Source organism: Lentzea sp. HUAS TT2 (assembly GCF_051853195.1).
Lineage (GTDB): Bacteria > Actinomycetota > Actinomycetes > Mycobacteriales > Pseudonocardiaceae > Lentzea.
Genome location: NZ_CP196667.1, coordinates 8,746,706 through 8,759,412, shown reverse-complemented (window position 1 = coordinate 8,759,412; position 12,707 = coordinate 8,746,706). Strand labels below are relative to the sequence as shown.

The window sequence follows — 12,707 nt, the reverse complement described above, 5'->3', positions numbered from 1 at the left end:
GGGGTCACTCCGTCCGGATCCGTTTGGTCACCAGGTAACCGAGACCGGCGACGATGACCGTGGCGATCGCCAGCACGACCGCGATCGCCGAGCTGTAGCCGAAGTCGTAGTTCGTGAAGCCCTGCTCGTACAGGTACAGCGCGGCGGTCTGGAACTGCCGGTCCGAACCACCGGTCGCCGCCGCGGCGCCGGGGTTGAACAGCAGCGGCTCGGCGAGCAGCCGCATGTTGCCGGTGGTCGCGATGATCGTGGAGAAGATGATCTGCGGCCGCAGCAGCGGGACCGTGATCCGCCAGAACTGCTGACTGCCGTTCGCCCCGTCCAGGGTGGCCGCCTCGTACAGGGTCGACGGGATGGCCTGCATGGACGCCAGGAAGATCAGCGCGTGGTAGCCGGTCCAGCGCCACACGACCATCACCGCGATCGCGATGTGCGAGGTCGCCGTGCCGGCCTGCCAGTCGACGCTTCCCGCGCCGAACAGCCCCAGCACCCAGTTGACCAGGCCGAAGTCCCGGCCGAACAGCTGCGCGAAGATGATCGTCACCGCCGCCACCGAGGTGATGTTCGGCAGGATCACGCCCATCCGGAACAGCGTGCGGGTGCGGACCTTGCGGTTGAGCAGCTGGGCGATGAAGAGCGCGAACAGGATCTGCGGGATCGTCGTCAGCAGCCACAGGCTGAGCGTGTTGCCCATGGCGTTCCAGAAGTACGGGTCCGCCATCAGCGTCGCGTAGTTGTCGAGCCAGACCAGGCGCGCGGCCTCGGCGTCGAGCAGGTTGCGGTGCTGCAGCGAGACCCAGACGGTGTAGAGCAGGGGGAACAGCCCGAAGACACCGAAGATCAGGAAGTACGGCGCCACGTACCCGTACGGCGCGAACTTCGTGTCCCAGCGGTGCCTTCTGACCGCTTTTTCCATCAGAACCATGTCAGCGCGTCACTTCTGGACGTCGCCGACGAACTGGCGCCACGACTCCTCGCCGTTCTGCTTGCCCTGCTCGACGCGCTGCATCGCGTTGCCGATGGCGGTCTGGATGTCGCCGGCCTTCGGGCCCTGGTACTGCGGGTTCAGCTTCTTGGCCGCGTCGGTGAACAGCTTGCCGATCGGCGCGTCGTTGAAGTACGGGTTCTTGTAGTCGACGATCGACGGGTCCTCGTACAGCTTCGGGATCGACGGCAGCAGCCCGGCGCTCTTGAAGACCTTGGCCTGCTGCTCTGGCGCGGTCAGCCACGCCGCCAGCTCCACGGCCTTGTCGACGTTCTTGCCGGACTTGGGCACCGTCAGGTACGAGCCGCCCCAGTTGCCGCCACCGCCGGGCACGGAGGTGACGTCCCACTTGCCGGCCGCCTCGGGCCCGGCCTGGTCCTTGATCTTGGCCATCTGCCAGGCGGGGCACGTCACGGTCGCGAACTGGCCCTGCTTGAACCCGGTGTTCCAGACCGGCGTGGAGTACAGCAGCTTCGAGGAGAGCCCGGACTGCACGCCGTCGACGACGAGGTCCCAGCCGGCCTTGATCTCCTTGTTGTCGCCCACGACGATTTTGTCGGACTTGTCGTAGTAGCCGGTCGAGGCCTGGCCGACGATCGCGTTGAGGACGGTCGGGCCGCCGTCGAACCACTTCACGCCCTCGGGCGCCTTCTCCTGGAACTTCTTGCCGGCGGCCATGAAGTCCTGCCAGGTCGGCCACAGCGCGGCGACCTGGTCGCGGTCGGCGGGCAGCCCGGCGTTCTGCAGCAGGTCGCGGCGGTAGCAGATGGCCAGGCCGCCGATGTCGGTGCCGTAGCCGATCTGCTTGCCGTCCTTGCTGAGCGAGGCCTCCCACTTCCAGGGCAGCCAGCGGTCCTTGAGCTGGTCGCCGCCCTTGGTGTTGAGGTCGACGAACTTGTCCGGGGTGGCCTTGAACTGGTTGACGTAGCCGGTGTCCACCGCCTCGATGTCCGCCGTGCCGCTGCTGGTGGCGAGGTGGGCGGCGAGGTTCTTGTGGTGGTCGGAGTACGAGGCGGTGCGGTCCGAGATCTCGACGTCCGGATGCGCGGCGGCGTACTCCTTGAGCAGCTCGGCGTACCCGAAGTTGCCGAACAACCCGATGGTCAGCTTGGTCTTGCCGCCGGACGCGGCGTCGCTGCCGCAACCGCTGAGCACGACGGCGGTCGCGAGCACGGCGCAGCCGAGTGCGAGTGCTTTGGGGCGCATTTCCAGGCCTCCGTTGGTTTTCTGGGCGCGCTGAAGCAGAAGTGGTGGTGGTGCGAGAAGGTGTGAGGCGCCTATGACAGCGGTGTTACGCGACGCCCGTCAAGTAACGAGATGATAAACAGATCAACTTCTGCACCTGTTTGACTAGCAGAAGTGCTGCTCGTAGGGTCTATGTAACCGCTTACGGTAAATCGGGAGGTCCGATGGCGACCGGGCGAGAGATCGCCCAGCTCTGCGGCGTGTCCGTGGCGACGGTGTCGCGCGTCTTCAACCAGCCGGAAACGGTCAACGAGGAGACGCGCACTCGGGTGCTGCGAGTCGCGAAGGAGCTGGACTACCGGCCGAACGAGTCCGCGCGGGCGTTGTCGACCAAGCAGTCGACGATGATCGGACTGGTCTGGGACACCGACCACCGCAGGCCCGGCTGGCGCCACCCGTACCTGCAGGACCTGTTGATAGGACTGAAGTCCGCGCTCAGCGCGCACGGCTACCACCTGCTGATGCTCGCTACGAGCGGCGACGCCCGCGAGGTCGGCGCGTCGCTCGCGGACCCGGTCGGCTACGTGAACATGACCCGCCGCCACCACCTCGGCGGCCTGGTCCTGATCGACAGCGGCTCGGACGCCGGCGCGTTCGAGGCGTTCGCGCAGTCAGGGGTTCCCTGTGTGGCGCTGGACGTCGCGGTCGACGGACCCAGGGCCACCTACGTGACGTCGGACAACGAGGGTGGCGCGCTGTCGGCGGTCCGCCACCTCGTCTCGCTCGGCCACTCGCGGATCGCCACGATCACCGGTCCGCCGGGCAACCAGCCGTCCGAGGCGCGTGTTTCCGGCTACCGCAAGGGGTTGCGGGAGGCGGGCATCGAACCGCGTGCGGAGTACCTGGGCACCGGTGACTTCTACCGGGCTAGTGGAACCGCTGCCGCACAACGGCTTCTGGCGCTCGACGAGCCGCCCACCGCGGTGTTCGCGGCCAGCGACGAGATGGCGGTCGGTGCGCTGCTCGCCGCTCGTGCCGCCGGGCTGCGGGTGCCCGAGGATCTGGCGCTGGTCGGGTTCGACGACATCGAGATCGCCTCGGTGGTCGATCCGGCGTTGACGACGGTGGCCCAGGACAAGCCAGGGTTCGGGGTGGCGGCGGCGAAAGCGATCATGGCGATGATCACCGGGGTGGAGCGCGAGGAACCCCTGGTGTTGCCGACCCAGCTCGTGGTCAGGGGCTCCTGCGGGGCGAGGTAGGGCGGGGGATCGCTCTAGGAGAGGGCTCCTGCGGGCGCGTTTCAGGCGTGAGCCTGGACGTCTTCGTGGGAACTCGCGGTCAGTCGGTGCGTCGGGGTGCTGCTCCCACGTCCGCGCGCTCTGCCGCGAGTGGCAGTGTTGTGCGGCGGTGCCGCGGTGTGGTGCCGCCGCACAACCACCGAGCCCGAACTCGCCGCTAGTCCTTTGTGGAGGTCGCGGCCGCGATGAGCGCGATCAGCTGCTGCCGGAAGTGCTCGTAGTCGTCCACGGCGCCGAGCAGCGTGTCGGACTCGCGTTCCTCGCGGCGGGCGGCGGCGAGGGCGCGGCGGCCCGCCGCGGTGATCTTCACCGACGTGCGCCTGCGGTCCTTGGTGTCCTGGCTGCGCGCCACGTGGCCACCGCGGTCCAGGTGCTCGATGGTGCGGCTCATCGTCTGGTCGGTGACGCGGCACAGGAGGGCCAGTTCGCGCTGGGAGCGCGGGCCGTCGGCCAGGTGGTGCAGGGTGATCATGCCGGCGTGGGTGAGGCCGCGGGTCGCCAGGAAGTCCTCGAAGCGCTTCTCGACGACGCGGGCCGCGACCGACAGGAGCCTGCCTGTGGGCCAGGAGGCGACGTCCGCGCCCACCTGGTCCGGGCGGTCGGCCACCGCCAGCTCGTCTCCCTCGGCCACGGCCCCATCATCCCAGACCCACCCGATCACCCCACGTCGGCACCGAACGGCATGCCGGTCACGGGCGTGTCGCCCGCTACGGCCGCCGCTATGGCCGCGGCCGCGGGTGGGTAGGCGAGCTCGCCCAGGCCGCCCAGCGGGGCGTCCGACTGCACGATCGTGACGTCGATGTCGGGGGTCTGGCCGATCCGCGCCCAGCGGTAGTCGCCGAACGTGGACTCCGCGACGTGTCCCTCCCTGACGGTGATCTGAGCACCGAGCACAGTGGACAGGGCGTCGATCACGCAGCCCTCGACCTGGGCGCGGACGCCGGACGGGTGCAGCGCCACGCCGACATCCACGGCCGCGTGCACGCGCAGCACCCGGCGTGACGACGGCTCAGCCACGGCGATCACCGCGATCGCGGAGCCGTACTCCTCCAGGCAGGCCACGCCACGGGACGTGCCGGGCTCCGCCGGACGGTTCCAGCGGGCGCGGTCGGCGACGGTGTCGAGCACCTTGTGCAGCCGCGAGCCCGCGGGCAGCAGCGTCCGGCGCAGCGCCACCTGGTCGAGGCCGGAACGCCTGCCGATCTCGCTGAGGAAGTTCTCCTCCGCGTAGACGAACTGGCCCGCGTAGACGGACCGCCAGAACCCGGTGCGCAGCGGAGCCGGCCGGACGACGACCGAGACGTCGCCGGGCACGGTGTAGGGGAAGTGGTCGCCGCTCGCCTTGATCAGGGCGGGGTTGCCGAAGATGGGCAGGACGGTCAGCGGCCAGGTGGCGACCTCGTGCGCCCTGCGGACAGGCATGCCGTCGGCGCCGATCTCCGCGGACAGCCGGTGCACGGACATCGGCCGGTAGGAGTCGTTGCGCATGTCGTCGACACGGGTCCACAGCACCTGGACCGGAGCGCCCGCACGCCGTGAGCAGGCCACCGCCTCCAGGACCGGGTCGGGCTCGATCCGTCGCCCGAACGCGCCGCCGGACGCCGTCGCCTCCACCCGCACGGACGTCGCGGGCACACCGAGCTGGCGGGCCAGCTGCGTGCGCAAGCTGCCGGGGTCCTGCGTCGGAGCCCAGATGGTCACGCCATCTGGACGCACGTGCGCGGTGGCGTTCATCGGTTCCATCGGCGCGTGAGCGAGCAGCGGCATCTCGAAGACGCGCTGCAGGCCGTTGACCGGGCTCTGCGCGGGCAACGCCGCGTGCAGGTCGGCGAGCCAGGCGCGGCTGTCCGCGCCGGGTGTGCCGCCGCTCCAGGTGATCCGCAGGGCGTCCCGGCCCCGCAACGCCTGGTGGGTCGACCTGGCGATGACCGCGACGCCGCCCTGACCGTCGGCCGGGGCGGTGAGGGTCAGCACGTCGACCACTCCCGGCAGGGCACGGGTCGCGGTGTCGTCGACCGTGGCGGGCACCGCGCCGATCCACGGCGGCCTGGCCACCACCGCGACCAGGCTGCCGGCCGGCCGCGAGTCGATGCCGTACCGGGTGCGGCCGGTGACGACGTCGCGGGCGTCGACCCGTCCGCCGCGGGTCTTGCCGAGCAGCCGCCACTTCTCCGGCGGCGTGAGCGCGACCGGCACGGTGGCGGGATCGAGGGCGGCCGCGCCGCGCACGAGTGCCCGGTAAGGCAGGCGGCCTCGGCGCGGGTGGCACACCGCGCCGTCCTTCGCCGTGCACTCGCTGACCGGCACACCCCAGCGTTGCGCGGCGGCCGTGACGAGCAGGCAGCGCGCGGTCGCGGCGGCCGTGCGGATCGGGACGGAGAGCTGCCGCACCGAGGTCGAGTTCGCCACGCCCTGCGAGCCGAAGCGCTCGGTGTCGCCGTGCGCCTGCTCCAGCGTGACGTCCCCGGCCTCGACCGCCAGTTCCTCGGCGACCATCAGCGCGACCACGGTCCGCACGCCCTGACCGGTGTCCGGACGGGGCACGGTCGCGGTGATCCGGCCGGCGTCGTCCAGCCGCACGAAGACGTTCGGCACCAGGCCCTCCGCGGCCAGCGCGGGCACCGGCACCGCGATGACCAGCGCGCCGACTCCCGCGCCGCGCAACAACGTCCGCCTGCTGATCATCGTTCCTCCCGCATGATCCGGCTCGCCCGCCGCACGGCCGCGCGGATGCGGGGATAGCTGCCGCAGCGGCACACGTTGTCGCGCAGGGCCTCCTCGATCGCCGCGTCGTCCGGGTCGGGGTCACGGGCGAGCAGCGCCGCCGCGGCCATCACCTGGCCTGGCTGGCAGTAGCCGCACTGCGCCACGTCGAGCTCGCGCCACGCCCGTTGCACCGGGTGGTCCCCGTCACGGGACAACCCCTCGATGGTCGTGATCCGCGTCTTCGCGCTGTCAGCCGCCGTGCGCACGCACGGCCGCGCCGCCTGACCGTCCACATGGGACGTGCAGGCGCCGCACAGGCCGACCCCGCACCCGTACTTGACCCCTGTCAGTCCCAGTTCGTCGCGCAACACCCACAGCAGGGGAGTGTCACCCTCGACGTCGACCTCGTGCCGTTCACCGTTGACGCGCAACAGATAGCGGGCCACCGCGCTGCCTCCCCTAGTTGCTCAGTGCGCTGAACGTATCACGACAGACCGTGCATAATGCTCAGCGTGCTGAACGATGTGCGACGGACCGGTCGCGGTGTCCTGGTGTGGGGTGTGGTGGCGAGCGCGGTGCTCACCGGCCTGGTGTGGCTGCTGGGTCAGCGGCTGCACGGGGTGGTGTTGCTGCCCGACCAGGGCGCGTCCTGGTACTACTGGAAGCTGCCGGACCCCACCTTCTGGAGCAGGGCGTCCGCCTGGGTGGGCTACGCGGCGCACCAACTCGTGTCGTGGGGCCTGATCTACTACGCCCAGACCCGGATCAGGCGCTACACCACCGGCCTGCACCGCATCAACGTGCTCGCGCTCGCCGCGAACGGCGCGTTCATCGGCCTGCACGCCCTGCAGACGCAGGTGTTCTACGACGGCCTCGCCCAGGACGTCTCGATCTTCAGCTCGCAGGGCTCCGTCGTGCTGCTGCTGGTGGTCGTCCTGCTGATGGAGAACCGCCGCCGCGGCCTCGTGCTCACCTGGTCCGCGCCGATCTCCGCGCAGGTCGTCGGGTTCGCGCGCCGCTACCACGGCTACCTGTTCAGCTGGGCCGCGATCTACACGTTCTGGTACCACCCGATGGAGTCCTCGAGCGGGCACCTCATCGGGTTCTTCTACATGTTCCTGCTGCTCGTGCAGAGCAGTCTGATGTTCACGACATCCCACACGAACCGCTGGTGGACGCTGACCCTCGAACTGCTCGTGGCTGTGCACGGCACGCTCGTCGCCGTGATGAACTCCGGCCCGAACGGCATGTGGCCGATGTTCTTCTTCGGGTTCGTGGCGATCTTCGTGCTCACCCAGATGCACGGTGTCGGGCTCAGTGTGAGGACAAGGTGGTGGATCGGCGGCACCTTCGTGGTCGCCGCCCTCGCGGTCTACTCCTGGCGCGGCCTGGGCAAGATCGACGAGGTCGTGCGGATCCCGTTGATCGAGTACCTGCTGGTGGCCGTGCTGGCGCTGCTGATCTGGGCCGGCGTGCGGCTGTCGCGGTCGCTGTCCCGGTCGCGGTAACGGCACGCAGAGGTCTGGACCGCGCTGGTCGTGGCCGCGGCCCCAGCGCCACGGGCCGAGGCCGTCGCGCCGTTCAAGGTCCTCGCCTCCTTCAGCGAGGCGGCGGACCAGGCGCACCGCGGCTTCCAGCGGGAGGCCGACATCTGGTTCCCGCAGCAGTCCGCTGCCAAGCAGAACAAGCTGATCCTCGACGGCATCGACCTCGCCTGGTACCCGGTCGTCCACAAGGCGAACGGCAAGTGCGTGGACGCGAAGGCCACGGGGTCGAGCAGCGGGACCGTGATCCAGCAACGGCACCACCGCGCAGCAGTTCCAGGCGACCTGCGGTGGGAACAGCAGGGGCAACAACCGCACGAACGCGGCGTTGGTGCTCGACGTGTCCGGGGTGCCGCTCGCCGGCAACGCGGGCGTGCGGCTGTGGACGTGCGGCGGCGCAGTCGTTCCGCATCGGCTGACGACGCACGTTGCCCCGGGCGCCGGGACTGATCAGCGCGCGGGCTCGCCGAACCAGCGGCTGAGGTGGGCGTTCAGGTCCTGCTGGTCCTCGCCGATCCAGGCGACGTGCCCGTCGGGCCGCAGCAGCAGGGCGGGGACGTCCAGCGGTGCGGTCGGATCCGCGATGACGTCGACCCGGTCCGACCACCCGCCGGCGGTCAGCCGTTCGGTGCGGTCGAGCACGACGCCACGACCCTGGTGCAACCGTTCGTAGAGACTGCCCTGCTTCAGGTCGAGGTCACGCAGCCGGCGGCCGAGCAGGTCGGGGCCGTCGCCGAGGTCGTAGCGGACACCGATCGCGGTGATCTTCTCGATCAGGTGCCGGTTCACCTCGTTGATGTCCATCAGCTCGGTGAGCAGCCTGCGCACGGCTCGCGCGCCCGGTTCGCCGGACGCCAGCGCCACCTGGGCGCGGGTGTTGTCCAGGACGTCGGCGGCGACCGGATGGCGTTCGGTCTCGTAGGTGTCCAGCAACGTCTCCGGTGCCCAGCCGCGGATCTGGGCGGCGAGCTTCCAGCCGAGGTTGACCGCGTCCTGGACGCCCAGGTTCAGGCCCTGGCCACCGGCCGGCGGGTGGATGTGCGCCGCGTCGCCCGCGAGCAGCACCCGTCCGGCCCGATAACGCTCGGCCTGCCGGGTGGCGTCGCCGAAACGGGAGAGCCAGCGCGGGGAGTGCACGCCGAAATCGGTGCCGGCGATGGCACGCAACTGTTCCCGGAAGTCCTCGATGGTCGGCTCGGCACGGTCTTCGCTGACCTGAGCGGCCGGGATCACGACGCGGTAGACCTCGCCGCCGAACGGCTGCAGCGTGAACGACTGGTGGGTCTCGCGGATCTCGGCGACCTTGGCGGCGATTTCCTCCTGGGACGCAGTGGCTTCCAGCTCGCCCATCAAGGTGTCGTTGCGCGAGGGTTCGCCGGGGAAGCCGACACCGAGGAGTTTCCGCACAGTGCTGCGTGCGCCGTCGCAACCTACTAGGTAGCGCGCCCGCAGCCGTTCGCCGCCGGCCAGTTCGACCGTCACCGCTTCCTCGTCCTGCTCCAGACCTACGATCGCGCACCCGCGCCGGACCTGCGCACCCAGTGCCGTCGCGTGCTCTTCGAGGAGGCTTTCAGCGACCGGCTGCGGGATGCCGAGCAACGACGTGAAGCCGGAGTCCAGGCCTTCGGGCGTGGGTTTGGGGATGCCGGCGAAGGAACCGCCGACCGGGCGTTGCCTTCCGCGTTCCAGGAAGCGGTCCAGCAGCCCGCGCATCGCCAGGATCTCCAGGCTGCGGATGTGCAGACTGACTATGCGCACGAACGAGGCCGGCTCTGACTCCTTCTCCAGCACGAGCACCCGCACGTCGTGCAGGCGGAGCTCGGCGGCCAGCATCGCGCCGGTCGGTCCACATCCGGCGATGACGACATCGAACATTGACAACCCAGTTTTCGCAGGTCCTGACATCGGCGGCCCAGTGTGGGGTGGTCATCCGCGGTCCGCAACCGACATTCGGGTTTCCTGTTGCCCCGAAAGGGTATTCGGCGATTCCCTATGAGCAGGACGGTGAGACGTGGACAGACCGTCGTCAGAGGACGTGTGGAGCCCGACGGTCGGTGTGGAGGAAGAGTTCCTCCTCGTTGACCCGGACACCGGCGTCCCGGTCAACAAGGCGGACGAGGTCGTTGCCGCCGCTCGTGAGTTCGGGCTCGAACTGGAGCACGAGCTCACCGGCGCGCAAGTGGAGATCAACACAACGGTCTGCCGCGATGTGGAGCAAGCACGGTACGAGCTGGCCGAGGCCCGCCGTTTCGTGGCACGGGCCGCGAAAACCGTTGGCTGCCAGGCGATCGCCGTCGGGGCACCGCCGTTGGGCGATCCGACGGGGGAGGTGACGGACAGCCTTCGGTACCGGCGGATCGCGCGCGAGTTCGGTGCGTTGGCCGAGCAGCAGCTGATCTGCGGCTGTCACGTCCACGTCGCCGTGGCGGACCGGGAGACCGCGGTCCAGGTGTGCAACCACGTCCGGCCGTGGTTACCCGTGCTGGCCCTGGTCACGGCGAACTCGCCGTTCTCGCGCGGTGAGGACACCGGCTTCGCGAGCTGGCGTTCGACGGTGTGGTCGCGCTGGCCCGTGTCGGGTCCGCCACCGGTGTTCACCTCGTGGCAGCACTACGAGGAGGTCTGCGACACCATGATCACGGCGGGCACGGCGCTCGACCGGGCGATGATCTACTGGGACGTCCGGCCCGCCACCGACCTGCCGACCGTGGAGGTGCGGATCTCGGACGTCGCGGCGACCGTCGACGACGCCGCGTTGCTCGCCGCACTGGTCCGGGCGCTCGTCGCGCAGGCCGTCGTGGACGTCGAACGTGGTGTGCCGCCGCAGGAGGTCTCGCAGGAGTCGTTGCGCCAGGCCTGCTGGGGTGTGGCCAACGAAGGCCTGCACGGCAGCACCCTGGACGTGCTGTCCGGCGAACGGTTGCCGGTGCGGCAGCAGTTGTACGCCCTGGTGAGCCGGTTGACCCCGGTCTTCGAGGCCAACGGCGATCTTCCTGCCGTGCATCGAGGTCTGCGACTTCTGGACACCGAGGGAACCGGAGCGGACCGTCAGCGTCGTGCGTTCCGCGACGGCAAGGTGGCGGCACTGCTGAGCCTGCTCGCCATCGACAACGCGGACAGCGCCGAGCCCCAGCGCAACGCGGCCAGCTGAGCCCGGGGTGCCCCCACGGCGACGTGGGGGCACCGGCGTCCGGTTCAGGCCTTGCGCACGCCTTCCTCGACCCGCTTGCCGATCTCCTCGTCCACGTTGTGCCAGTACTCGAAGGCACGGACCAGGACCGGCTCGGACACGCCCTTCAGCAGGTGTCCCACGATGTTGTCGACGAGCCGTGTCCGGGCGTCGTCGTCCAGGACCTCCCGGACCATCGTGCGGGCCTGGCCCCAGTCGTCGTCCTCGGCGTGCGCGACGTAGGCGCTGCGCACCATGTCGCCCTCCGCGGCCCATCCCGCCGTCGGGCCGTAGCTCTGCGCATCGGCCTGTGGCCCGCCCTTGGAGTTCGGCGCGTACACGGGATCGGAGACGTTGGTGACGCGCATCGCCCCGTCCTTGCTGTAGCTGTGCACGGGCGACTTCGAGGCGTTGACGGGAATCTGCTTGTAGTTCGCGCCGATGCGGTGACGGTGCGCGTCGGCGTAGGCGAACAGCCTGCCCAGCAACATGCGGTCCGGGCTGGCACCGATGCCGGGCACCAGGTTGTTCGGCTCGAACGCGGCCTGCTCGATCTCGGTGTGGTGGTCGGTGGGGTTGCGGTCCAGGGTCAGCTTGCCGACCTCGGTCAGCGGGTAGTCCGCGTGCGGCCAGACCTTGGTCAGGTCGAACGGGTTGAACCGGTACCCCGCGGCGTCGTCGAACGGCATGACCTGGACGAACAGCGTCCAGCTCGGGTGATCGCCGCGCGAGATCGAGTCGAACAGGTCGCGCGTGTGGTAGTCGCCGTCGGAGGAGGCGAGCTGGTCCGCGTCTTCCTGGGGGAGGAACTCCACGCCCTGATCGGTCTTGAAGTGGTACTTCACCCAGAACCGCTCACCGGCCGCGTTGACCCACATGTAGGTGTGCGAGCTGTAGCCGTTCATGTGCCGCCACGTGCGGGGAATTCCCCGGTCGCCCATCAGCCACGTGACCTGGTGCGCGGACTCGGGCGACAACGTCCAGAAGTCCCACTGCATGTCGTGGTCGCGCAGGTTGTTGTCCGCGCGGCGCTTCTGCGAACGGATGAAGTGCTGGAACTTCATCGGGTCCTTGATGAAGAAGACCGGCGTGTTGTTGCCGACCATGTCGTACACGCCTTCGGACGTGTAGAACTTCACCGCGAACCCGCGCGGGTCGCGCCAGGTGTCCGGGCTGCCGCGCTCGCCGGCCACGGTCGAGAACCGCGCCAGCACGTCGGTGGTGACGCCCGGCTGGAACACCGCCGCCCGCGTGAAACGGGAGACGTCGGCGGTCACCTCGAACCTGCCGAACGCCCCGCTGCCCTTGGCGTGCGGCTGGCGTTCGGGGATGCGCTCGCGGTTGAACTGCGCCATCTGCTCGATCAGGTAGTGGTCCTGTAGCACGATGGGGCCGGCGGGGCCGATCGTGAGCGAGTGCTCGTCGCTCTCGACCGGGATGCCTGCATCGTTGGTGGTGGGATGGTCAGCCATCGGGTCCTCTCAGGTGCGCGGTGCGTGCGGCTTGCGGCGCCCTTCTGACGAGCCGCTCCTCGACGGGTTCGACCTCGGGACGGGCGGGCAAACACACCTTCTTCCGATCGCGGGCACCACCACCGTGCCCACCACGGCGCGAAACCGCGCGCCGAAACCGAAACCTCGAACTCATGATCGTCACCTATCGGGTGATCTTGTCCGCGTCCGGGCGTGCGGATCCGGCGCGACGTTCATACGGTCCCCCTCGGCGGTCGAGAGGCCGTTGCACCACCAGGGCTCGCCGTCCGCTCACCTGTCCAGCGGCGTGCCCTGTCCCACGTAACGGACGAAGCCCTCGCCGGACAG

Annotated in this window: 11 protein-coding genes; 4 read left to right on the top strand and 7 right to left on the bottom strand. The window is 69.7% G+C overall.

What is annotated here, in order from left to right:
- Nucleotides 1–4: 4 nt before the first annotated feature.
- Both ACSHWB_RS41495 and ACSHWB_RS41490 read right to left on the bottom strand, forming a co-directional pair.
- Nucleotides 5–916, bottom strand: a complete 912-nt coding sequence (locus ACSHWB_RS41495) for a carbohydrate ABC transporter permease (protein ID WP_439658801.1) — start codon at nucleotides 914–916, stop codon at nucleotides 5–7.
- Between the two features lie 18 nt (nucleotides 917–934).
- A complete protein-coding gene (locus ACSHWB_RS41490) occupies nucleotides 935–2,191 on the bottom strand; it encodes an ABC transporter substrate-binding protein (RefSeq protein WP_439658800.1) in 1,257 nt (418 codons plus the stop codon).
- Between the two features lie 203 nt (nucleotides 2,192–2,394).
- Between ACSHWB_RS41490 and ACSHWB_RS41485 the strand changes: the two genes are divergently transcribed.
- Nucleotides 2,395–3,429 (top strand): LacI family DNA-binding transcriptional regulator, encoded by a 1,035-nt coding sequence (locus ACSHWB_RS41485; RefSeq protein ID WP_439658799.1) that lies wholly within the window; start codon nucleotides 2,395–2,397, stop codon nucleotides 3,427–3,429.
- A 196-nt stretch (nucleotides 3,430–3,625) separates the two neighbouring features.
- On the opposite strand, the gene ACSHWB_RS41480 is transcribed toward ACSHWB_RS41485, so the two are convergent.
- From ACSHWB_RS41480 to ACSHWB_RS41470, 3 genes are read right to left on the bottom strand one after another with little or no spacing between them, the layout of a single operon-like run.
- On the bottom strand, nucleotides 3,626–4,099 hold the full coding sequence (locus ACSHWB_RS41480; protein WP_439658798.1) for a MarR family winged helix-turn-helix transcriptional regulator: 474 nt from the start codon (nucleotides 4,097–4,099) through the stop codon (nucleotides 3,626–3,628).
- Between the two features lie 26 nt (nucleotides 4,100–4,125).
- A complete protein-coding gene (locus ACSHWB_RS41475; RefSeq protein WP_439658797.1) occupies nucleotides 4,126–6,153 on the bottom strand; it encodes a molybdopterin cofactor-binding domain-containing protein in 2,028 nt (675 codons plus the stop codon).
- Nucleotides 6,150–6,620, bottom strand: a complete 471-nt coding sequence (locus ACSHWB_RS41470) for a (2Fe-2S)-binding protein (RefSeq protein WP_439658796.1) — start codon at nucleotides 6,618–6,620, stop codon at nucleotides 6,150–6,152. The genes ACSHWB_RS41475 and ACSHWB_RS41470 overlap by 4 nt, the downstream gene beginning before the upstream one ends.
- Nucleotides 6,621–6,686: 66 nt before the next feature.
- On the opposite strand from ACSHWB_RS41470, the gene ACSHWB_RS41465 reads away from it, so the two are divergent.
- Complete coding sequence (locus ACSHWB_RS41465; RefSeq protein ID WP_439658795.1) at nucleotides 6,687–7,682, top strand: hypothetical protein; 996 nt, start codon at nucleotides 6,687–6,689, stop codon at nucleotides 7,680–7,682.
- Between the two features lie 30 nt (nucleotides 7,683–7,712).
- Entirely contained in the window at nucleotides 7,713–8,168 is a 456-nt protein-coding gene (locus ACSHWB_RS41460) for a hypothetical protein (RefSeq protein WP_439658794.1), read from the top strand.
- Here the strand turns inward: ACSHWB_RS41460 and rox are convergent, their stop codons facing one another.
- The gene (rox, locus tag ACSHWB_RS41455; protein ID WP_439658793.1) at nucleotides 8,169–9,593 is read right to left on the bottom strand and encodes a rifampin monooxygenase; all 1,425 of its coding nucleotides are present in this window, start codon (nucleotides 9,591–9,593) and stop codon (nucleotides 8,169–8,171) included. It lies immediately after the preceding gene.
- Nucleotides 9,594–9,729: 136 nt separating this feature from the next.
- Here rox and ACSHWB_RS41450 point away from each other — a divergent pair, with 136 nt between their 5' ends.
- A complete protein-coding gene (locus ACSHWB_RS41450; protein WP_439658792.1) occupies nucleotides 9,730–10,869 on the top strand; it encodes a carboxylate-amine ligase in 1,140 nt (379 codons plus the stop codon).
- A 44-nt stretch (nucleotides 10,870–10,913) separates the two neighbouring features.
- On the opposite strand, the gene ACSHWB_RS41445 is transcribed toward ACSHWB_RS41450, so the two are convergent.
- Nucleotides 10,914–12,359, bottom strand: coding sequence for a catalase (locus ACSHWB_RS41445; protein ID WP_439658791.1), 1,446 nt, complete (start codon nucleotides 12,357–12,359; stop codon nucleotides 10,914–10,916).
- Nucleotides 12,360–12,707: the final 348 nt, after the last annotated feature.

What these genes read in the sequence shown, in the direction of transcription:
- ACSHWB_RS41495 (WP_439658801.1), bottom strand. Translation starts at nt 916, where the DNA reads ATGGAAAAAGCGGTCAGAAGGCACCGCTGGGACACGAAGTTCGCGCCG.
- ACSHWB_RS41490 (WP_439658800.1), bottom strand. Translation starts at nt 2,191, where the DNA reads ATGCGCCCCAAAGCACTCGCACTCGGCTGCGCCGTGCTCGCGACCGCC.
- ACSHWB_RS41485 (WP_439658799.1), top strand. Translation starts at nt 2,395, where the DNA reads ATGGCGACCGGGCGAGAGATCGCCCAGCTCTGCGGCGTGTCCGTGGCG.
- ACSHWB_RS41475 (WP_439658797.1), bottom strand. Translation starts at nt 6,153, where the DNA reads ATGATCAGCAGGCGGACGTTGTTGCGCGGCGCGGGAGTCGGCGCGCTG.
- rox (WP_439658793.1), bottom strand. Translation starts at nt 9,593, where the DNA reads ATGTTCGATGTCGTCATCGCCGGATGTGGACCGACCGGCGCGATGCTG.
- ACSHWB_RS41445 (WP_439658791.1), bottom strand. Translation starts at nt 12,359, where the DNA reads ATGGCTGACCATCCCACCACCAACGATGCAGGCATCCCGGTCGAGAGC.